Raw genomic sequence first — 20,486 nt, 5'->3', positions numbered from 1 at the left:
GCACCCGAGATACTGCCGTCCTCCCGCTCCAATGCCTCGAAGAACCTCGCCCTCAACTCTCCAGAAACCACGATCCCCGCAACTCCCTGAAATCCAGGGTGTTGCGGGGATCGCTAGAACCCGCCGGGTCGGAGGCGAGGGCCCTTCAACCACGTCGGGTCATTTCTCCAGGCAGAACTCCTTGATCGGGTAACCGACGTGGCGGTCCTCCGCCGGCAGGTATCCGAGCAGGCGGTCGCCGGGCTTGAGCTCCGTGCTGTTGAGCACCACGCCGCCCGGTCCCAGCACCCGGACGTGCCAGTCGTCCTGCAGGATCAGGTTCACCTGCTGGCCCGAGGCGCTGATCGCCTCGATCGAGATCAGCGGGCGGCTCTCGATCTTGACGCGGCCGACCGTGACCACGCGGGTGCGGCCCTTGGTGTCCACCGCGAGCACCTTGCTCCCCGACTTCAGCTCGCTCAGGTAGTTGGTGCGGCCCTGGTGGGACACGGTGTAGGAGTGGATCGCTCCGGCGTTGACCCGGAACGGGCGGGTCGGCATGTACGGCAGCGGGTGGGTTTCGCTGACGCAGAGGATCATGCCCTTGGAGTGGGAGCCGACCAGGATGCCCTCGTCCTCACCGAAGTAGGTGCAGGTGTCCACGCACGCCCGCTCGCCCATGCCGACGTGCTCGGTGCGCACCACCTCCAGCTCGGTCAGCTCCAGGTCGGGCGAGCCGCCCGCGGAGGCCGCGACCAGCGCGGTGGCGTCGCCTACCTTCTCCGGCTTGAACAGGACGCCGTCCGAGCCGTGCTCCAGGACACCGAAGACGATCTCGGCCTCCTCCACGTCCTCGACGACCGTGATGATGCTGCCGGTGGCTGAGGCCGCCGCGGCGAGCACGATCTCCAGCGGGATCTTGGTGGGGTCGCGGAACCACAGCACGCTCCACCGCTGGGTGCGCGCCGCCTCGCAGGCTACCTCCAGGGTGGGCGCGTCGACGATCTCCACGAACGGTCCGAACTCGACGCCCGGGTGGCGGGCCGCCAGCACCGCCGGGTCGCCGTGCCGCTGCGGGTCGACGATCACCACGTCGGCCGGACCCAGGTCCTCGGGCAGCGGGCCGCGTGGCAGGAGCACCTTGCGCACCGTGGGCGGCAGTTCGATCAGTTCGCCGGGCTCGTCGGCCACGACGGCACTGACCCGCTGGTGCACTGCCTCCTCGACGATGGCCGGCTTGGTCTCGGCGTCGACACCACGGATGTCCAACCACGTCAGTCTCATTGCTCGCTCCTCGTTCAGGTTGTGTGGCTCGGTTTCGCACGGGCGGTTGCCCGCGCGGCGGAGCCGGGTCAGGAGGCCAGTTCTGGCACCAGGGCGTCGGTGAACTCCAGAGCGGGGTGGACCAGGGCCGCGACCCGGCGGGCGCGCTGCCCCGGGTTCGGGGCCTGGAAGATGTTGCGCCCCACGGCGACGCCAGCCGCGCCCGCGCGCAGCACGTCATCGACGTGGGCCAGCACCTGCGCCTCGTCGTCGACGCGCGGGCCACCTGCGGCGACGATCGGCGCGGCGCAGGACTCCACCACCTCGGCCATGGCCTCGACCGTGCCGGGGTAGACGGTCTTGACGAGGTCGGCACCCAGGTCGGCCGCGAGGGTGGCGGCGTGCGAGATGAGCCGCACGTCGCGGGGGTCGGTGATCTGTGGGCCGCGCGGGTAGATCATGGCCATCAGCGGCAGGTTCCAGCGGTCGGCTTCCTCGGCGACGGCTGCCATGTCGGCGACCTGCTGGCGCTCTGCCGCCGAGCCCAGGTTGACGTGCACGCTCACCGCGTCGGCGCCCAGCCGCAGGGCGGTTTCCACGCTGGCGACGAGGTACTTGGCGTCGGGGTCCGGCGCGTGCGCCGTGCTCGCGCTGAGGTGCACGATCAGCGACATGTTCGTGAAGGCCGCCGGGTCGATGTAGCGCAGCGCGCCCTTGTGCAGCACGATTGCGTCGACTCCGCTGGCCGCCAATGTCGGCGCTAAGCCGCCCGGGCCGCCGGGCGTCGGTAACGGGCCGTCGGTGACGGAGTGGTCCATCGGCACCACGAGCAGGCGGTCGTCGCCGTTGCGGGACATCCGCCGGAGCCTCAGCTGCGTGCCGAACGATCTGGTGGTGGACACCGGGTCCTCCTGTTTATGAGGTGGGGACGGGGTCGGGGCGGGGACGGTCCAGTTCGAATTCGTCGTGCAATGCGGCCACCGCCGCGGCGGTGTGCTCGGCTGGGATCAGCACCGACACGCGTAACTGGTTGGTGTGCAAGGAGTTCGCTGGCACGCCCAGCGCGGCCAGGGTGCTCAGCACCCGCACCGCGTATTCGGGCCGGGTTAGCATTCCCGTGCCCAGCAACGAGACCTTGCCCAGTTCGCGCTGCACGGAGACGTCGCCGGAGTCGGGCACGGCGAGTTCCACGTGCCGCCGCACCTGGTGGACGGCGTTGCCGGTGATGCTGAAGCTCAGCACCGGTCGGTCATCGGCCCAGGTCACGAGGTCGACCGGGATGAACTGCTCCGCGACGGCGCGTAGCACCCGGTGCGGCCGGTCGGGGTCGCCGGGGTCCAGCCGGATGGTGAACCGGGCGATGTCGGCGTCGTGCGTGATCGCGGTGACGAATCCTTCCTTCTCCAGCATGCCGTTGGGGCTCCCTCCGGTGATCGTCGTGCCGGGCCGGTCGTCCATGGCGCTCGCCACCAGCAGCGCAACGCCCCGGACGGCAGCGAGTTCCACTGCGCGGGCGTGCAGCACGCGCGCCCCGGCGAAAGCCATCTCGGCCATCAGCGGCGCCGCGACCTCGGGCAGCGCCCGCGCCCGCGGCACCAGCCTGGGATCGGCGGTGTAGACGGCGTCGACGTCGGTGTAGATCTCGCACCGGGCGTCGAGTTCGGCGGCAAGCGCAACCGCCGTCGTGTCCGACCCGCCGCGGCCGAGGGTGAACAGCTCCCCCGCCGCGTCGATGCCCTGGAACCCGGCGACGACCACGACCGCGCCGCGTTCGAGGTGCGCTCGCACCGCCCGGGTGTCGATGCTCCTGATCAGGGCCGCACCGTGCGGCCCGGTGGTTCGGATGCCGGCCTGCGCGCCGGTGAGCGAGACGGCCCGGGTGCCGCGCCGGTGCAGTGCGGTGGCCACCAGGGCGGCCGAGGTCACCTCGCCGGTGGCAAGCAGTTGGTCGGTTTCCCTCGGCGCGGGGTGCGGGTGTAGTTGCCTGGCGTCGGCCAGCAGCCGGTCGGTGGTGTCGCCGCGGGCCGATACCACCGCGACCGTGGGCTGGCCGGTCTGCCGGGAGATGTCGATCCGCTCGGCGACCCGGCGAACGTGTTCGGCAGTGCCCAGCGAGGTGCCGCCGTACTTCTGCACCAATGGTTTCATCGACACCTCATCGCGAGGGGCGCGGCAGAACCGGCGCCGGGGACGAAACGTTCTGTCGTGCAGAATCTTTCTAATCGACCTCTGCGGTGGACGGCATCGCGGGAACACGTGATTGTCGAGGTGGTCGCCCGGTTTCCCCGCGATATCACGGAAAGACGTGCTGTGCCGCTGGGTCCGCCGGTCTTGAATCGGGCGGTGCGACGTTGTTAGGCCGGGAGATTCGAGGATGCCTTGCGATCGAGGGAAATTCCGATGCGGATCTGCGTGATCGGTGTGGGGCCGCGTGGGATTGCGGTGCTGGAGCGGATCTGCGCTAACTACCGCGAACTTCTCGGGCCGGACGTGCGTCTCGAGGTCGACCTGGTCGACCCGTTCGTCGGGGCGGGCGGCCGGGTGTGGTGGACCGAGCAGAGCCCGCTGCTGCTGATGAACACGGTGGCTTCGCAGGTCACCGCGTTCACCGACGACAGCGTCGACTGCGAGGGGCCGATCCGCCCCGGGCCGAGCCTGCACGAGTGGGCGAGCGCCGATCCGGACGCGGAACCGCTCGGGGCGGACGAGTACCCGACCCGCGCAGTCTTCGGTCGTTACCTGGCTTGGTTCCTCGACCACGTGATCGCGACCGCGCCGCCGAAGGTCACGGTTCGGTTGCACCGCGACACCGCAGTCACGATTCGCGATGAGGCGCAGCGCCAGCGCGTTCGGCTCGCGGACGGCGCTGAGCTGGTGGCGGACGCCGTGGTGCTCGCGCAGGGGCACGTCGATGCCGAATCGACCGGTGCGGAGCAGGAGCTGGCGGGGTTCGCCCGGCGGCACCGGTTGCGCTATGTGCCGCCGAGCAATCCGTCCGAAGTGGACCTTTCGTCGATCCGCCCGGGGGAGCCGATCGGGCTGCGCGGGTTGGGTTTGAACTTCTTCGACTACCTGGCGCTGCTGACCGCTGGCCGGGGCGGGCGGTTCGTGCCGGTGTCCGGGAAGTTGCAGTACCTGCCGTCGGGGCTTGAGCCGGTGATGTTCGCCGGTTCCCGCCGGGGTGTTCCGTACCACGCGCGTGGGCAGAACCAGAAGGGTGTGTCGGGGCGGCACAAACCGCTGTTCCTGACACCGGAGGTGATCGCCGGGCTCCAGCAGAAGGCGGCCGAAGGCACTCCGCCCTCGTTCCGCGTCGACGTGTGGCCGCTGGTGTCCGAAGAGGTCCGGGCGGTGTACTACACGACCTGGATCGGCCAGCACCGCAGCGCCAGCACTGCCCGCGCGTTCCGCCACGACTACCTGCGCGCCGTCGGGGATGAGGTCGCCCAACGCGCGGTGCTGCGCCGCTTCGCCGTGCCGCGCGAACAGTGGTGGGACTGGGACCGGGTGACGCGCCCTTGTGGCAAGCGGGTCTTCGCCGACCGCGACGAGTTCCACGGTTGGCTGTTGGAGCACCTCGGACGCGACCTCGCCGAGGCCGAGCGGGGCAACGTCGCCGGGCCGCTGAAGGCGGCGCTGGACGTGCTCCGGGACCTGCGCAACGAGATCCGGCTGGTCATCGACCACGGCGGCATCACCGGCAGCTCCTACCGGGACGAGGTGCAGCGCTGGTACACGGGTGAGAACGCGTTCCTGTCGGTCGGCCCGCCGGCCCGCCGGATCGCCGAGCTGATCGCGCTGATCGAGGCGGGCGTTGTCCACGTGCTCGGCCCCGGCATGCAGGTGTCGATGGCCGACGGTTCGTTCACCGTCGCCGCGGGCGGGGTGACGGCGCCCCCGGTCCGGGTGAGGACGCTGATCGAGGCGCGACTGCCCGAACCTGACCTGCGACGCTCGGCCGATCCGCTGCTGCGCTGGCTGCACCGGACCGGGCAGTGCGCGGCGTACCGGATCGCCGATCCGAACGGCGCCTACCGGACCGGTGGGCTCGCGGTGACCCGCCGCCCGTACCACCTGATCGACGCGGCTGGCCGCCCGCATCCGCGGCGTTTCGCCTTCGGGGTGCCGACCGAGGCAGTGCACTGGGTCACCGCGGCCGGGGCGCGGCCCGGCGTGAACTCGGTGAGCCTCGCCGACGCGGACAGCATCGCGCGGGCGTGCCTCATGGTGCCCCGCAGCGCAGCTGACCCGAAGATGTACGCCGACTACCACAACCCGCTCGGCTGGTTGCCGACCAGCGCTGGGCGCTAGAACACGGCGGTTTCAATTGAAACTGCCGCCACCCTTGCTCGCCGGATGACAGTTTCAACTGAAACTGCCGCCTAGACGGGAGGAACAGCTCGATGATCGGAACTCCGAGGGGCTGGGATGCGGGCCTGCTCTCCCCGGTGTGGGCGGGTACCCCGGTGCACGCCGCGACCTCCGACGACGCGTGGCTCGGCGCGATGCTGGAGGTGGAGGTCGCGCTGGCGAGGGTGCAGGCTCGTCTCGGGGTGATTCCCGCATCTGCGGTCCCGGTGATCGAGTCGGTGGCACGCCCCGAGCGGTTCGACCTCTGCGAGCTGGCCGTGCGGGCGCGGGAGGCCGCCAACCCGGTAGTGCCGCTCGTGTCGACGCTGACCTGCCTGGTTGCCGCGGAAGACCCGGCTGCCGCCGACCACGTGCACCGGGGCTGCACCAGCCAGGACGTGTTGGACACCGCGACCATGCTGGTCGCCCGTCGGGCCCTCGCCGAGCTGGAGTCCTGTTTGGACCGTTGTGCGGTTGCGTTGGCGTCGCTGGCGGAGCAGCACCGGGAGACGCCGACTGCGGGCCGGACGCTGACGCAGCACGCCGTGCCCACCACGTTCGGTCTCAAGGCGGCGGGCTGGATGGCCGGAGTCGGCGAGGCCCGCCGCCGCGTGCACCGGCTGCGCACCCAAGGGCTGCCGGTGTCTATCGGTGGCGCCGGTGGCACCGCAGCCGCGTATGCGGCCTACGCGCGGGAGGCCACCGGGACCGATCTCGTGGCCGAGCTGATCGAGGCCGTGGCCGCCGAACTCGGCCTGGCCGTACAGGTCCTGCCCTGGCACACGCAGCGCGTGCCGCTGGCAGACCTCGGCTGGGTGCTCAGCATCGTCGCCGGAACCTTGGGAAAGTTCGCTGTGGACGTGCAGGTGTTGTGCCGCACCGAGGTCGGCGAGGCAGTCGAGCCCGGCCCGGCCGGGCGCGGGGCTTCCTCGGCGATGCCGCAGAAGCGCAATCCCGTGCTGTCAACCCTGGTCGTGGCCGCGGCCCGGCAGGTCGCCCCGGCTGCCGGGGTGCTGGCGCAGTGCATGCTCGCGGAGGACGAACGCCCGGCCGGGGCCTGGCACGCCGAGTGGCAACCGTTGCGGGACGGCCTGCGCGCAGCGGGCGGCGCAGCGCACACGGCGACGGAACTGGCGGAGGGGCTCACGGTTTTCCCGGACAGAATGCTGGAAAATCTGCATCGGACCGGAGGCGCGATCGTCGCCGAGCGGGTCAACGTCGCGCTCGCCCCCGCCCTGGGCAAGGCCCGCGCGAAGCAGGTCCTGGCCCGCATCGCGGCCGAAGCCGCCGCCGGGCAGGGCACCTTCGGCGAGTTGCTGGCCGCCGAACTCCGAGAGTCCAATGTTGACAACCTTGGCGAGGCAGCAGTGCGAGAGCTGCTTGCGCCGCGGGAATACCTCGGCGCGGCATCGCTGTTCGTGCAGCGGGCCCTCGACGAATACGGGCCGCCCACTCGGGGGTAGGGATGCCGTTGGGGCGCGATTTCACGCGAAAATCGCCGCCCCGCTCGTGCCGATCCCGCGAGCCCCGACCTGTGCACACGCCAAATCGTGTACGAACTGCCCGCTGAAGGGCGGGAGAACACAATCGGCCCATGCCCGCGCCGTGCCGTTGGCCAAGGCCGCGCCAAAGTTGGCAGTTCTCGTATTCGGAGCACGCCCTTCGGCAGCCTTCGGGCGACGACGAAACCGTGTCGGCGCAGCTCCGCTACATACAGGAGAAATGGCAGTTCGGTTATTGCCGTTGGGCCAGATGCTCTGGCGAAAGTCCCGCTACAGCGGAGTATCGAGCAGCTGCGTCGAGGTGGTGGGGCGACGGCATCGTCGCCGCTGCGGACACCAAGGACCGGGATGGTGGCGTTCTGCTGTTCTCCCGGCAACACTGGGGGCGTTCGTCTTGGCGTTGCGGGACCAACCCGGATGAACCGCTGACGACGCGATCCCTGGAAACGCCGACGCGGCCGCAGGTGGTGGCACCACCCGCGGCCGCGTCTGATCTGTCAGGGCAGGCGGATCGACTGGCTGTGCCTGAAGACGTCGCCCGGGTCGTAGGCCTTCTTCACCTGCTGCAGCCGTGGGTAGTTCTCCTTGAAGTACAGGTGGTGCCACGGCACTTCCGAGGAGTTCCACGCCGGGTCGCTGATGTCGATGTCGCAGTAGTTGATGAAGCAGCCGTCGGTGACCTCGCCCGGCACCGGGACACCGCCGGTGTCCCGGTAGACCGCCTGGTAGAACCGCTGGTGCCAGCCCACGTGGCGGTCGTCGTCGGCCGCCGCCTGCCACGCCGTGCCCCACAGCAGCTTCATCACCGAGTCGCGGTGCGGGTTGGCGGTCGCGTCGGCGGGGAGGGCGTTCACCTTTCCGCCGAAGGACGCGATCGACACCACGAACGGCTGCTGCGCGTAGTCGGTGTTGGTCAGCTGCTCGTACAGCGCGGCGATCTGCGCGGCGGTGAAGCCCTTTCGGTGGTAGCTGGACTTGTACTTGTAGCGGTCGGTCGGGTTGCTCATCCACATCCCGGGCCAGCCGGTCGCGTGCAGCCACGGCAACTTCCGGTGGTCGGTGACGGTGGGCGTCACCCCGGTGCCCTCGCCGACCGCGTTGAGGAAGTCGTTCAGCAGCCGCTCGGCGTTGGGCAGGCCCGCGTCGATCTGCACGACCAGGTGGAATGGGCCGTAAGCGCGGGTGGTCAGCTCCAGCCGGGAGAACAGCCCGGTATAGGGGCTCTCCGGGCCGCTGTTTCGTTCCAGCCAGGTGCCGTAGTTGCGCAGCAGCCGGGCGAACCGTTCCCGGGTCATCTGGTCCCAGGCCCACTCGCGGCGGTGGATCCAGGCCTCGCGCGGCGGGGTCGGCAACAGCTTCGCCGGGTCGGTGCCGGTGGCGTCCGGGGCGCGGAACCAGAACCGGGTCACGACGCCGAAACCGCCACCGCCGCCGCCGGTGTGCGCCCACCACAGCTCCCGGTTGGGGTCGTCGGCCGCCCGGGTCGCGACGACCGCGCGTGCTTTCCCTCTGGCGTCGACCACCACGACCTCCACCGCGTGCACGTGGTCGCTGATGTAGCCGTGCCGGCGGCTCAGCGGCCCGTAGCCGCTGCCGGTGACATGCCCGCCGACGCCGACGGTGTAGCAGGATCCGCCGGGCAGGCAGGCGCCCCAGCGCTTGTAGAGGGTGTCGTAGACGTCGCCGAGTTCCGCGCCGGCCTCGACCATGATCGCGTTCATCTTGGTGTCGTGGGCGATCGCGGTCATCTGGGTCATGTCGATGAGGACCCGCACATCGGGGTGGTCGACGAAGTCCTCGTAGCAGTGCCCGCCGCTGCGCACGGCGATGCGCTTGCCGCGGCGCACCGCGTCGCTGACGGCGGCCACCACCTGCTCCGTCGTGACGGGCAGGCACACGCTTTCGGGGTTACTCGCGAAACGCTGGTTCTGGCCCCGAGTGAGGCCGGCGAAGCGGACGTCCGAGGGGCGGACGGTGATGGCGGTGCCGGCGGCCGGGCCGACCGGCTGCTGCGGGGCTGGCGGTGCCGCGAGTGCTTCGGTGTGGGAGGCGACGGCGACCGAACCGCCGAGAGCAGCCGTCCAGGTGAGCAGGTTGCGGCGCGATAACGCGCTCATGCGAACTCCTCCGAGTGTGACTTGGTCCCCTGGGCCGTCGCGATCCGCGGGTGGGCCGGACCAACGTCGACCTCATGGAGCAGACGCTGATGACGCAGAGTCGCGGCCGACGCGCCGATCACGGGCGGCTACGGCCAATCGTGTAGGCACTTGAGCCGAAAGACATCACGCGATCACGTGATCACTAACGCTCGGTGGCGGCGCTTTTCGGGCCGAACACGGTCGTGCCCGGCCGGGGAACCGGCCGGGCACGGGTACTCGCGAGTTGTTCGGTCGATCAGATCGGTACCGCCACCACCACACTCGTCGGCGAGCTCGTCGCCCGCGTCTCCTCGTGGCGCAGGCCCGCCTTCTCGAATAGCGCCGCCAGCTCGGGTTCGGTGCGGACGTGCCCGGAGAGCAGGCTCAGCATCACGATGTCCTCGAACTTCCCGAAGTGCGGGGTGTCGCCGGGCGGCAGCACCTCATCGATCACGAGCAGCCGGCTGCCCGGATTCATGGCCGCCCGGATGTTGCGCAGGATGCTGATCGCGTCCTCGTCCTTCCAGTCGTGGATGGTCCAGGACAGCACGTACAGGTCGCCGCCGGTCGGCACCGACTCGAAGAAGTCGCCGCCGACGCACTTCGCGCGATCCGACAAGCCTGCGGCCTCCAGCACCGCCTCGGCCTCCGGCACCACCCGCGGCAGGTCGAAGACCACCGCCGTCATCTCCGGGTAGCGATCCAGGATGGTGGCGACGAGGTGGCCCTGCCCGCCCGCGACGTCGACGATGTGCCGCACGTCGGTGAGGTCGTAGGCCTGCAGCATCGCGGAGTTCACCAGCCGGGCCATGCTGCCCATCGCGTTGTTGAACAGCGTCGCCAGCTCGGGGTGGTCGGCGAAGTGTGCCCACCAGGTGCGGCCGTGGACGTGCTCGAAGGCCGGGCGGCCGTTGCGCAGGCTGTAGACCAGCGCGCCGAAGGAGCGCTGCCGCTCCGGCAGTCCGACGTAGCGGGCCAGGTCTCGCATGGAACCCTCGACGTCGCTGCGCAGGGTCGCCGCGAGCGGGGTCAGGTCGAACACCCGGTGCTCGACCTCGGTGAACACCCCGACGCTGGCCAGCGCGCGCAGCCCACGGTAGAGGCTGTCGGAGTCCGCTTCGACGCGGGCGGCGATGTCGTCGATGTGCGTCGGCTCCTCGCCGATCGCGTCGGCCACGCCGAGCTCGGCCACCGCGATCAGCAGCTGGCTGACCAGCGAGCTGTAGAGCATTTCGTACATGCGGACCGCGGGCGGCACCTGCGCTGCGTCGGAGAGCACGCCGTAGGGCGCCGCCGAGCCGGATTCGTTCATGACTCCCCTTCCACTACCTCGCGCCGGGACGCGAAACCGCCCGGCCTGCGGAGAATATCCTGGTGACTGACGTTGAACTCGGGTCCAGATTCCGCCTTCGGAGCCGGCCCGACCACGTTCTTCCGCGATTTCAATGGAAATCGGAACTTTGATTTCAATGGAAATCGCGGTCCACCCGGTCCGTCGCGCATCGTCAGGCGGTGATTCCGGTCAGGTGGTCGGCGAAGCGTTCGCGGAGTTGGCGTTTGAGCATCTTGCCGGTGGGCCCGGTCGGGAAGTCCGCGTCCTCGCGGGCCACCACCACACCGTGCACTTCGGACCCTCCGGTGGCGGCGAGCACCGCGTTGATCGGTCCGGCCAGGTCCGCCACCTCCTCCGCGTCGGAGCGCAGACGCACCACGGCCAGCGGCACCTGCGCGTCGGTCGAGCCGGGGTCGCGGACCCCGATCACCGAGCAGTCCGCCACGAACGGGCAGCCCACGAGGATCGCTTCTTCCAGCGGGAGGCTGTAGACCGGGCCGTCCGCGGTGCGGATCACGTCGGGCACCCGGTCGAGGTGGATGAACCGGCCGCGTTCGTCCCGGTAGACCACGTCGCCGGTCAGCCAGTACCCCGCGAAGGACGACTTCACCGTCGCGTCGGTGTTGTTCCAGTAGCCCGGCGTGCGCGTCGGGGTGAGCACGCCCAGCCGCCCGGCGCGTCCCGGCCCGAGCTCCCGGCCGTCGTCATCGAGGACCACTGCGCGGCGGACCACCTTGACCGGCGTGCCCACGCAGCGGCCGTAGTCGGTGCTGCCGAGTTCGCTGACCTTGCGGAACAGCGCCATGCCCATCTCGGAGGAGCCGAGGCCGTCGATGAACCGGCTGCCGGGCCGCGATCGCAGCAAGCCGGGGCGCCGGCCGTGGGGGATCAGCTCCTTGATGTGCGCTTCGTGCGCGGCGTCGCCGGTGTTGATCCACGTGTGCACGTGCTGTGCGCCCGCCGCCTCCAGGCCGATCTCGGCCAGGTCGGCCCAGGTCTGCGGGAACGCCACGACGACGGTCGGCTGGAACCGGCGCATCGCCGCCCGGACCGCCGGCCCGGTGGTGTCGGCCATCACCAGCGTGGGCAGGCCGAGCAGCGTCGCCGTCATCAGGTAGCTGATACCGGCCGAATGCGATTGGGGCAGCGCGGTGAGCAGCCTGTTCCGGGCGGCTGCCGGGAAGTTCCACAGCCGCTGGCGCTTGCCGAGGAAGAACTGGCGGTGTCCGAAGCTGGCCGCCTTCGGCGGGCCGGTGGTGCCGGAGGTGTGGCAGACCATCACCAGGTCGTCGTCGGCGTGGGCGTACGGGAAGACTCCCGGGTAGCTGGCGCCGGCCGCGGACGTGGTGGGCAGGTCGGCCGGGTCGGTGTGGAACGCGCGCCGCTCGGTGTCCAGTCCGGCGGCGCGCAACCGAGCCAGGCGGGACGCATCGGCCACCACACCCAGCGCGCCGATCCGGCCGAGGTACTCGGCCGCGACTTCCGCCGGCATCCGGCCGTTGACTAGCGCCGCGATCGCGCCGAGCGACGTCAACGCCAGGAAGTGCAGGAACGAGTCGACGCCTTCCGGGACGTGCACGCCCACCACGTCGCCCTTGCCGACGCCTTGCGCGTGGTACCAGGAGGCGTAGGCGTTGCGCACTTCGACGAGGCGGGCCAGGCTGTAGGCCACCACGTCGGCTTCGGCGGCGGTTTCCGGGTTGCCCGGCTGCTGGGCGAAGAGGAACGCCCGGTTCGGGGCGGGGTTGCTGGCCACGGCGCGGTCCAGGAAGTTGCCCATGCCCAGTTTTCGGTCCAGCAACAACTTCAGCCGTGCGGGCAGCGGCAGGCGCGCATCGGGACGGATGTTGTCAAGTGCGATCATGCTGGCGCTCCTTCGGGGACCGCCCGGGATGCGTTCGACCGGGCGGACGACAGGAGGGATGCGGCAGGCCGGTCTGGCGGCGCGCCGCGACCGACGACACAGTCGTCCACAGAGGACCAGTGTTGCTCCACGAGCGGCGTCGGCAGCGGGTCTCGGGGTCTTCTCGCGAGGACGGGCCCGGCGTGACGAACCGGCCGGGATCCCGCGGCGAGAAGACCCCTGAGATTCCGCTACCCCCACCGCCGGGCGAACACCTTCGAAGTCCTCATCCGGGCTGGCCTTCGTAGATCGTGATCAGATAGCCGTCGGGGTCCTCGAAGATGAACTCGCGACCGCAGGAGCCGTCGCAGATCGGCTTGCTGATCGGCACCCCGGCCGAGGTGAGCTGCGCGTGCAGCTTGTCGGGGTTCTCCGCCTTGATCCAGACGACCACGCCGTGCCCGACCTTGGCGACCTCGTCGAGGTCGATCGTGGCCTGGCGCAGCGCGATGCGGATGGGCTCGGCGCCCAGCACCGCCGCGTTTGGCACCTTGGATTCCACAGTGGAGAATCCGACGACCTCGGTATAGAACCGCCGCGCCCGCTCCAGATCGCGCACCTGCAGGGTCAGGAAGTCCGGTCCGACTACGTTTGTGGACACCACAGCTCCTAAGGGGAATCGGGTGGATTCGGTCGGTGGAAAGGACTTCCGCCTATTCCGGGGAGTTTCCGGCCGACCCTGCACCAGCATCCTCGCCCGGTACGCCGCCGGGCATCACGTGTTCGCGTGAGTTGCCGGTTGGTCGTGCGTCATCACCCGCCGGGCCAGCTCGACGCGGCTGGTTATCCCCAGCTTGGCGAAGCTGTGCCGGAGGTGGCTGTCCACAGTGTGCGGTGACAGGTACAGCCGGTTGGCCACTTCCCGGTTGGTGAGCCCCTCGGCGACGAGCCGCACCACGCGGAGTTCCGCTCGGGTCAGGCTCTCCCAGCCCGTCTTGCGGGTGTTCTGCCGCCGCTGCGCCGCGACGTTCGGGGTCCTCGCCAGCAGCTCGCGCACCCGGGCGGCGTCCAGCGGCGCGTCGCACCGCACGTACCCGGACTCGGCCTCGATGCGCAGTTCCGCGGCCTTCTCCAAGTTGCCCAAATCCGCCTCGGCCGCCGCCAGGTCCTCCAGCCCCTGTGCCAGCACTACCGGCCGCGATCCCGCCCGGTAGTGCTCGACGGCGCTGCGCAGGGCACGAACTTCGCGCCGCAGCAGACCGGCACCGTGCTCGGCCGCGCCGAGGAGCACCGCGACATCGGGGTTGCGCCGCGCCAGCTCGGTTGCCGAGGCGACCACCTGTGCTGCCGCCTCGCGTGCGTCGACCCGCAACGCCACCCGTACCAGCGCCGGGATCCGCTCCGGCGCGTTGACCAGCAGCGCGTTGCTGCGGTTGACTCGGTCGAGGACCTCCACCAGTTCGAGCCGGACCTCGTCCCAGTTCCCTTCGGCTTCCTCGGCTAGCAGCCGCGCCCAGACCAGCAGGTCCGGTAGGCGGCGCCGCCCGGTCTCCACGATCTCCTGGGCCCGGTTGAGGTGCTTGCAGGCGGCCTGCACGTCCGCGCGCAACGACACGACGGCCCGCAACGCGAGCAGCGGAACGGCCAAGGCCTCGGCGGAAAGCTGTTCGGTCAGCAGCACACCGGCTTCCGCCTCGGCCGCGGCGTCGTTGAGCCGACCGGCGGCGAGCAGGAGCTCGGCCCGGCACAGGTAGCGCGGCGGCTGCGACCACACCGTCTCCAGTTCAGCGACGTCCTGCTCGTCCTTGGCCAGCTCCTCTTCGGCCTCCGCGAGGCGGTCGGCGGCTGTCAGCGCGGCGGCGAGGTGCAGCCTGGGGTGCCGGGTCCGCCCGACGGCGCCGGCGCGGTCACCGAGGCGCACCGCTTCGGTCGCGTACCGGATGGCGGCCGGAATATCGCCCTGCGCAAGAGAAATTCTGCTCCGCGCTCCCGTCCCGCACACCAGCGCGCCGGGCGTTCTCGCGCGGTTCGCGACGTGCACCGCGTTGGTCGCTGCCGCCGACGCCGCCTCCAGATCGCCGAGCGAGGTGAGCCCGTGCGCGTGCATCGCGAGCAGCTCGGCGCGCACCAACGAGTCCGATTTCGCGCGGGGCAGGGCGAGCACCGTGTGCTCTAGGACTCGCGAGTGCTCGCCGACGGTGTGCAGTGCTTCCGTGAGCCCGAGGAGCAGCATCGCCTCCGTGTTCTGCGACAGCCCGCCGCCGCGGAAGCGCTGGCCGAGTTCGATCGCTTCCGCCGGGCGACCCGCCAGCACCAGCAGCCGGACCGCCTCGGCCGCCAGTTCCGCGCGGATCGGCCTGCCCTCGTCGATCAGCGGCAGGCTGCGGAGGATCAGGTCGGCGCCGGTGTTCGGCGCCGCGGGCGCGATCTCCTGCACCGCGCGCTTCACCACGGTCGCCACATCCATCCAACCGCCGCCGCTGAGCAGCAGGTGCTTGACCTGTTCGGTGGCCGACCGGCCGTGCTGGGCGAGCACCGAAGCGGCTTCCTGGTGCAGGGTCGCCCGGGTTGGTTCCGGCATCCGGTAGTAGAGCGCGTCGCGGATCAGCTCGTGCCGGAAGGACAGCTTCGCGCCCTGCTCCACCAGCACCTCGGCGTCGACGAGCATCGCAACCGAACCGAGCAGCTCCACCGCCGGGCGCCCGAGAAGCGCTGCGACCTCGTGCACTCCGAAGGGCCGGCCGAACACCGTCATCGCGTCCAGCGCGCGGCGGGTTTCCTCCGGCAGGTCTTGCATCCGCTCGCCGACCGCGTCGAAGAACGTCGGCGTCAGCGTGGCGGGCGGCACCGGCCGGCCGTCCCCCGGCAGCCCGCGCAGCATTTCCCCCAGCAGAAAGGGATTTCCGCCGCTGCGCGCGACGTAGGACAGGGTCGCTGCGTCCGGTTTGCAGCCGAGCACCCGGGCGCACAGCTGCGCGACCGCGTCGTCGGATAGCGGTTCCAGCTGGTGCTTCTGGGCTCCCTCACCGATGAGCCAGTCCAGCGCTTCCTGCGCGCAGCTGCGAATCGGGTAGGGGCGGCGGGTGAAATACCAGAGCACGCCATCCGATTGCAGGGCGGGTACGAGTACCCGCAGCGCTAGAGCCGTCGCCTCATCAGCCCAGTGCGCGTCGTCGAGGGCGATCAGCATCGGCTGCTTGCGGGCCTGCTGCGCTATCAACTCGCCTATCTGGTCCACCGCCCACAGCGTGGAGGTGTTCAGGCCCGGTCCCGCAGGCAGCTGCGGGCCGAGCAGGTGGCACGAGCGGAACAGCGACCGCAACGTGATCAACGGTGTGTTCTTGTCCAATTTGACAGCTTGCGATGTGATGACGCCGAGACCGAGCGCGTAGCCTTCAGCCACCACTTCCTGCAGCAGTCGGCTCTTTCCTATGCCTGCCGGGCCTTCAACCACCACGCAGTTCCCGGCCCCCTTGGCGACCTGGAGCAAATACTCGCGCGATTCACCCAAGACACGTTCCCGACCGATCAGCGGTAACGCATCAGTGTCCATCGTGTGTTCCCCTCAGTGAGCAGCATCGGACGAACGCAGATAGCTGACGCGACAGTACCTGAACAATCAGCGCCCGTTGGACGATTATTCCAAAGACGGCAAAGGGACATACTTCACCCGAGTGCCGCACAACGAGACCGCAGTTAGATCTTTACTAGGCGACGCCGCTTTGGTATCAAAGTCCGTAACTTCGCGCCCATTTCCTTTTCACGGCATATCCGCGCCACCCGCACCGCCAATTCTCGGCGGCGGAAGCATGCGCCACCATTCGGACCAGAACGGCGCGGACAACCCGCACATTAGTGATCTCAGACACATTTCAGGGTCGGCGATTCGGGAACGCCCATCCAGCGGGAATCCCGCGATGACGTGATGCCCGCTCCCCGCCAATCGCCAATGCTCAAAGCTCGCACCCGCTGGTCGAGAGGAGCCCGAACAACATGAGCACACCGGAGATCGCCCATCGGGCGATCCACGTACCGCCCGGCGCCGGCCAAAGCGTCTGGGCTTTCAGCGGCGACCGCTACACGCTCAAGGTCGGCGCGGAGGAAACCGGCGGGCTGATCGGCGCGATGGAGGCCGAGATCCCGCCGGGAAGCGGCCCGCCGCTGCACATCCACCAGAACGAGGACGAGGCTTTCTACCTCGTCGAAGGGCGCCTCCAGGTCGTCGACATCGATCGCGAATTCATCGCCGAACCGGGCTCCTTTATTTATCTGCCGCGCGGCAAGGCGCACGGCTTCAAGAACATTTTCGACACCCCAGCAAAAATGCTCATGCTTTTCATGCCAAGCGGATTCGAAAAATTCTTCCTGGAAGTGGGCGCGGAAGTGGTGCCGGGGCAGCCGGCACCACCGCCGAGCCAATTCGCGGCCGACGTCGAGCGGTCGATGCGCGTCGCGACCGAGAAGTACGGCATCGAGCCCGACTAAACGCCCGCCCGAACGCGCGCCGCAACGCACGCCGGGCACCGGCCTCCGCCGGTGCCCGGCCACCGGTTCAGACCGGCAACGAGGCATCGCGGCTGCCCACCGGCGCGGCCACCACCCCGTCCCAGGCCAGCATCGCGAAGTCGATGACCGCGTGCATGGTCTCGCGGGAGCTCCCGTCCCTGGCCTGGATGGACAGTCCTTGCAGGACGGTCAGATAGAAGGATGCGATCGTCTCCAGATCCGCACCGGGCGGCACATCCCCGTCGGTGATGCCACGAGCCAACCTAGCCCGCACGGCGCGGAAGTCGCCCCTCCGGCATTCGGCGAGGAAATCCCGGATCCGCCTGTTCTCCGGAGTGCAGTTGGTGGCCGCGAGCACCACCATGCATCCGCGCGGAGTGCTCGGATCCACGTATGCGTCGGCGTTGTCGCGCAGCATGGCTTCGATCGCCCGCCTCGCGGTCGGCTGCCGCTGCAACGACCTGTCGCCCACTGCTTCGTCGGCGCTGTTGTAGAGCCCGATCGCTTCGCGGAACAGGTCCTCCTTGGACCCGAACGCGGCGTACAGGCTCGGCGAACTGATCCCCATCGCGCCGGTGAGGTCGCTCAGGGACGTGGCCTCGTAGCCGCGTTCCCAGAACAGCTCCATGGCGGTTCGCAGGGCTGCCTCCCGGTCGAAGCTGCGCGGGCGCCCACGTGGCGACATCGGCTTCCCCTCCTCCCAAGACGGCGCGGGTCCCGAACCGCGTCACACCTTTCCCAGCGGGCTTGTTGACACCCGAGAGTAGCGATGATAGCAATTTATATATCGTTCGACACAGAAAAGAGAGGGGCTTCATGACGGACTTGGATGGCAAGGTCGCGCTGGTCACCGGTGGTGCCCGCGGCATCGGTGCGGCAGTCGCCGAGCGACTGGCCGCGGACGGTGCCGATGTCGCGATCACGTACAACACCTCGGCCGACCGGGCCAACGGCGTGGTCGACAAGATCAAGGGAACCGGGCGACGCGGCGCGGCGTTCGCGGCCCCGGCCACCGACGCAGCGGCCGTGACCAGCGCCGTCGAGCAGACGGTCGCGGAGTTCGGCCGGCTGGACATCCTGGTCAACAACGCCGGGATCTTCCCGTGGGCGACCATCGACGAACTGACGCTGGAGCAGTTCGACGAGACGGTCGGCATCCACGTGCGGGCGGTGTTCGTGGCGGTGCAGGCCGCCGTCAAGCACCTGCCCGAGGGCGGCCGGATCATCAGCATCGGCAGCAACCTCGCCGACCGGACTCCCGGCCCCGGCCTGAGCCTGTACTCGCTGAGCAAGTCGGCGCTGACCGGCTTCACCAGGGGCCTCGCCCGCGACCTCGGTCCGCGCGGCATCACGGTCAACCTGGTGAACCCGGGCTCCACCGACACCGAGATGAACCCGGCCGACGGCGAGGAGGCGGACGCCGAGCGCGCCCTGACCGCCCTCGGCCGCTACAACGCCCCGGCCGACATCGCGGCGGCAGTCGCGTACCTGGCCGGCGAGGGCGGTCGCAACATCACCGGCACCGGCATCCTCGTCGACGCCGGCGCCAACGCCTGACTGCGGCGTGCCGCACCTTCTGGAACAAGGGAAGCAGCAATGGCTTGGGTCATCCTCGTCGTAGCAGGCCTGCTGGAGATCGTCTGGTCGTTGGCGTTGAAGCACGCCGAAGGCATGACCCGGGTGTGGCCGGCGGTGCTGGGCATCGCCGTCGCCATGATCAGCCTCGGCATGCTTTCGGTGGCGCTGAAGGACCTGCCGGTCGGCAGCGCCTACGCGATCTGGGTCGGCATCGGCACCGTCGGCGTCGCTGCGGTGGGGATGCTCTTCCTGAGCGAACCCGTGACGGTGTCCAGGCTGGCCTTCCTCGCGCTGATCGTGGTCGGCATTGCCGGACTCAAGTTCGTGGAAGGCTGATCGCGAAGACTGCAAGAACCCGCTTTGCTGGAGCGATGCGGGTGGCGGCCCCCTGCGGGAATTAAAGGCGCCGACTGGTCTCCGGGATCCCCGATTCAAGTATTATCAAAAACGCGGCTTCGGGGACTGGCCTCGCCAAGAACCCCGACGGGGTAGGCACAGTCTGAGAACCCGCGGGCGGTGCAAGGTGCTTAGGTGGGCCAAGCCGCTTCGCCGCTTCAAAGGCAAGAAGACGCCCCTACCACTCTCGACTGAACAACGCGATCAAGCCACTGTAGACACTCCGATTCTCCTTTCCTTGACAGGAGATGCCGCCTCGCCCGTGCGAGGCGGCATCTTCGCTTCGCGGCTCCCGAGAACACGTGATGTCGCGGCGGGGCCCGGCCAAGCATCCTGGGATCCGGCTGCCGCAAGGAGAACCAGACGACGGCAACAGCTGGAGGATCGGGAAATGGCTGAGCACAAGAGGGAACTGGACATCGCGGTGATCGGCGCCGGGGTACTCGGGCTGTCCACCACGGACGCCCTGCTGCGGCGCGGCGCCGACGTGAAGTGCTTCGACGGCCGGCGCCCCGGGTCGGGGCAATCCGGCGGGCTCTCCCGCACCTTCCGGCACCGGCACGACGACCCGCACATCGTCGACCTCGCCGTGCGCGGCCTGGCCGGCTATCGCGAGTGGGAGCGGCGCTCCGGGGTCGAGATGGTCGGCAACGAGGGCTGCGCCTACCTGGGCACCACCGCCGACGACACCCTCGGACTGAAGGCGCACCAGGTGCCGCACCACTACGTGCCGGAGGCCGACCGGGAGCAGGTGTTCGGTGCGCTCGGGCCGGTCGGTAGCCCGCTGCTGGTGGACCCGACGGCGGGGGCGCTGCGGGTCAACCACGTAATCGAGACGCTGACCGGCTGGGTCGGCGACCACATCGTCGCCAACGACATCCACAGCCTGCTGGTCCTCGACAACGGCAAGGTCGAGTTCCAGACGGCCGATGCGATCTACCACGCGCGGCACGTCGTGCTCTGCGCGGGCGTCGACACGCCGCGCCTTGCCGCTCGCCTCGGCTGGGACATCCCGCTGGACTGCGCGCTGCACGCCCGCCCGCACTACCGGATCCGCGAGGAGCTGCGCGGCGCGCCGACGCCATGCTGGGTGGACAAGTCCGGCGAATTCGGGGAAATGGTGTACGGCTCGGTGATCCCGCACACCGACCAGTACGTCTTGGGACTCATCGGCGACGGCGTCGACGTACCGTTCGACGCGCGCGGCGCGCTGACCGGCGAGGAGGGCATGGAGGACCACGTCCGTCGGGTCACCGGCTACGTCGAACGCGCCCTGCCGGGGCTCATCCCGGAACCAGTGGGCGTCCGGGTGTGCATCATGAGCAAGCTACCCGCGGGCAGCGACGCGCTCCGCGCGTGGCACGCCCGCGGCGTAACCGCGATCGCCGGGCACAACTTGTTCAAGTTCGCCCCGGAGTTGGGCGAACTGCTGGCGGACTCGGCGGTGGACGACCGGCTCCCGGCCGACCTGGAAGTCGCCGGAGCCCGCGCATTGGGGGCTGCATGACACCCCCTGTGTCAACCTTAAGATCGAAATCAGGCAGCGACCGGCGTGTTCGTGGTCTGTCGGGCGCCGCCGTGCAGGATCGCGTCGTAGG

At 69.7% G+C, this 20,486-nt stretch carries 15 protein-coding genes; 6 read left to right on the top strand and 9 right to left on the bottom strand.

Going from position 1 to position 20,486, the window contains the following annotated elements; all coding sequences use genetic code 11:
• Positions 1 to 159: 159 nt before the first annotated feature.
• From ACWDKQ_RS29625 to ACWDKQ_RS29615, 3 genes are all read right to left on the bottom strand, one after another.
• Positions 160 to 1,263 (bottom strand): 3-dehydroquinate synthase II family protein, encoded by a 1,104-nt coding sequence (locus ACWDKQ_RS29625; RefSeq protein WP_450142061.1) that lies wholly within the window; start codon positions 1,261 to 1,263, stop codon positions 160 to 162.
• Between the two features lie 68 nt (positions 1,264 to 1,331).
• Positions 1,332 to 2,144: a 2-amino-3,7-dideoxy-D-threo-hept-6-ulosonate synthase gene (locus ACWDKQ_RS29620; protein WP_450142060.1), complete on the bottom strand. Its 813-nt coding sequence runs from the start codon at positions 2,142 to 2,144 to the stop codon at positions 1,332 to 1,334.
• 13 nt (positions 2,145 to 2,157) lie between these two features.
• Positions 2,158 to 3,390, bottom strand: a complete 1,233-nt coding sequence (locus ACWDKQ_RS29615) for an aspartate kinase (RefSeq protein WP_450142059.1) — start codon at positions 3,388 to 3,390, stop codon at positions 2,158 to 2,160.
• A 252-nt stretch (positions 3,391 to 3,642) separates the two neighbouring features.
• Between ACWDKQ_RS29615 and ACWDKQ_RS29610 the strand changes: the two genes are divergently transcribed.
• Both ACWDKQ_RS29610 and ACWDKQ_RS29605 read left to right on the top strand, forming a co-directional pair.
• Positions 3,643 to 5,553, top strand: a complete 1,911-nt coding sequence (locus ACWDKQ_RS29610; protein WP_450142058.1) for an FAD/NAD(P)-binding protein — start codon at positions 3,643 to 3,645, stop codon at positions 5,551 to 5,553.
• A gap of 92 nt (positions 5,554 to 5,645) precedes the next feature.
• Entirely contained in the window at positions 5,646 to 7,055 is a 1,410-nt protein-coding gene (locus tag ACWDKQ_RS29605) for a class-II fumarase/aspartase family protein (protein WP_450142057.1), read from the top strand.
• Positions 7,056 to 7,591: 536 nt separating this feature from the next.
• Here the strand turns inward: ACWDKQ_RS29605 and ACWDKQ_RS29600 are convergent.
• From ACWDKQ_RS29600 to ACWDKQ_RS29580, 5 genes are all read right to left on the bottom strand, one after another.
• Positions 7,592 to 9,211, bottom strand: coding sequence for an FAD-dependent oxidoreductase (locus tag ACWDKQ_RS29600; protein WP_450142056.1), 1,620 nt, complete (start codon positions 9,209 to 9,211; stop codon positions 7,592 to 7,594).
• A 277-nt stretch (positions 9,212 to 9,488) separates the two neighbouring features.
• Positions 9,489 to 10,544: a methyltransferase gene (locus ACWDKQ_RS29595; protein WP_450142055.1), complete on the bottom strand. Its 1,056-nt coding sequence runs from the start codon at positions 10,542 to 10,544 to the stop codon at positions 9,489 to 9,491.
• Positions 10,545 to 10,737: 193 nt separating this feature from the next.
• On the bottom strand, positions 10,738 to 12,429 hold the full coding sequence (locus ACWDKQ_RS29590) for a class I adenylate-forming enzyme family protein (protein ID WP_450142054.1): 1,692 nt from the start codon (positions 12,427 to 12,429) through the stop codon (positions 10,738 to 10,740).
• A gap of 265 nt (positions 12,430 to 12,694) precedes the next feature.
• Positions 12,695 to 13,069 (bottom strand): VOC family protein, encoded by a 375-nt coding sequence (locus ACWDKQ_RS29585; RefSeq protein ID WP_044573115.1) that lies wholly within the window; start codon positions 13,067 to 13,069, stop codon positions 12,695 to 12,697.
• Between the two features lie 114 nt (positions 13,070 to 13,183).
• Positions 13,184 to 15,961, bottom strand: a complete 2,778-nt coding sequence (locus tag ACWDKQ_RS29580) for a helix-turn-helix transcriptional regulator (RefSeq protein ID WP_450142053.1) — start codon at positions 15,959 to 15,961, stop codon at positions 13,184 to 13,186.
• 440 nt (positions 15,962 to 16,401) lie between these two features.
• Here ACWDKQ_RS29580 and ACWDKQ_RS29575 point away from each other — a divergent pair, with 440 nt between their 5' ends.
• Positions 16,402 to 16,893, top strand: a complete 492-nt coding sequence (locus ACWDKQ_RS29575) for a cupin domain-containing protein (protein ID WP_450142052.1) — start codon at positions 16,402 to 16,404, stop codon at positions 16,891 to 16,893.
• A 67-nt stretch (positions 16,894 to 16,960) separates the two neighbouring features.
• Here the strand turns inward: ACWDKQ_RS29575 and ACWDKQ_RS29570 are convergent, their stop codons facing one another.
• Positions 16,961 to 17,599: a TetR/AcrR family transcriptional regulator gene (locus ACWDKQ_RS29570; RefSeq protein ID WP_450142051.1), complete on the bottom strand. Its 639-nt coding sequence runs from the start codon at positions 17,597 to 17,599 to the stop codon at positions 16,961 to 16,963.
• A 131-nt stretch (positions 17,600 to 17,730) separates the two neighbouring features.
• Here ACWDKQ_RS29570 and ACWDKQ_RS29565 point away from each other — a divergent pair, with 131 nt between their 5' ends.
• From ACWDKQ_RS29565 to ACWDKQ_RS29555, 3 genes are all read left to right on the top strand, one after another.
• Positions 17,731 to 18,471, top strand: a complete 741-nt coding sequence (locus ACWDKQ_RS29565) for an SDR family NAD(P)-dependent oxidoreductase (protein ID WP_450142050.1) — start codon at positions 17,731 to 17,733, stop codon at positions 18,469 to 18,471.
• Between the two features lie 39 nt (positions 18,472 to 18,510).
• The gene (locus tag ACWDKQ_RS29560) at positions 18,511 to 18,828 is read left to right on the top strand and encodes a DMT family transporter (RefSeq protein WP_450142049.1); all 318 of its coding nucleotides are present in this window, start codon (positions 18,511 to 18,513) and stop codon (positions 18,826 to 18,828) included.
• Between the two features lie 451 nt (positions 18,829 to 19,279).
• On the top strand, positions 19,280 to 20,395 hold the full coding sequence (locus tag ACWDKQ_RS29555) for an NAD(P)/FAD-dependent oxidoreductase (RefSeq protein WP_450142048.1): 1,116 nt from the start codon (positions 19,280 to 19,282) through the stop codon (positions 20,393 to 20,395).
• Positions 20,396 to 20,486 lie beyond the last annotated feature (91 nt).

This window comes from Saccharopolyspora sp. NPDC000995 (assembly GCF_053599315.1).
The sequence above is the reverse complement of the archived record's forward strand: the minus strand, read 5'-3'. Positions and strand labels throughout refer to the sequence as shown.

Bases quoted from the DNA above. Each gene is read 5' to 3' on its own strand.
- ACWDKQ_RS29625 (WP_450142061.1), bottom strand. From the start codon at position 1,263: ATGAGACTGACGTGGTTGGACATCCGTGGTGTCGACGCCGAGACCAAG.
- ACWDKQ_RS29615 (WP_450142059.1), bottom strand. From the start codon at position 3,390: ATGAAACCATTGGTGCAGAAGTACGGCGGCACCTCGCTGGGCACTGCC.
- ACWDKQ_RS29610 (WP_450142058.1), top strand. From the start codon at position 3,643: ATGCGGATCTGCGTGATCGGTGTGGGGCCGCGTGGGATTGCGGTGCTG.
- ACWDKQ_RS29605 (WP_450142057.1), top strand. From the start codon at position 5,646: ATGATCGGAACTCCGAGGGGCTGGGATGCGGGCCTGCTCTCCCCGGTG.
- ACWDKQ_RS29600 (WP_450142056.1), bottom strand. From the start codon at position 9,211: ATGAGCGCGTTATCGCGCCGCAACCTGCTCACCTGGACGGCTGCTCTC.
- ACWDKQ_RS29595 (WP_450142055.1), bottom strand. From the start codon at position 10,544: ATGAACGAATCCGGCTCGGCGGCGCCCTACGGCGTGCTCTCCGACGCA.
- ACWDKQ_RS29590 (WP_450142054.1), bottom strand. From the start codon at position 12,429: ATGATCGCACTTGACAACATCCGTCCCGATGCGCGCCTGCCGCTGCCC.
- ACWDKQ_RS29580 (WP_450142053.1), bottom strand. From the start codon at position 15,961: ATGGACACTGATGCGTTACCGCTGATCGGTCGGGAACGTGTCTTGGGT.
- ACWDKQ_RS29575 (WP_450142052.1), top strand. From the start codon at position 16,402: ATGAGCACACCGGAGATCGCCCATCGGGCGATCCACGTACCGCCCGGC.
- ACWDKQ_RS29570 (WP_450142051.1), bottom strand. From the start codon at position 17,599: ATGTCGCCACGTGGGCGCCCGCGCAGCTTCGACCGGGAGGCAGCCCTG.
- ACWDKQ_RS29565 (WP_450142050.1), top strand. From the start codon at position 17,731: ATGACGGACTTGGATGGCAAGGTCGCGCTGGTCACCGGTGGTGCCCGC.
- ACWDKQ_RS29560 (WP_450142049.1), top strand. From the start codon at position 18,511: ATGGCTTGGGTCATCCTCGTCGTAGCAGGCCTGCTGGAGATCGTCTGG.
- ACWDKQ_RS29555 (WP_450142048.1), top strand. From the start codon at position 19,280: ATGGCTGAGCACAAGAGGGAACTGGACATCGCGGTGATCGGCGCCGGG.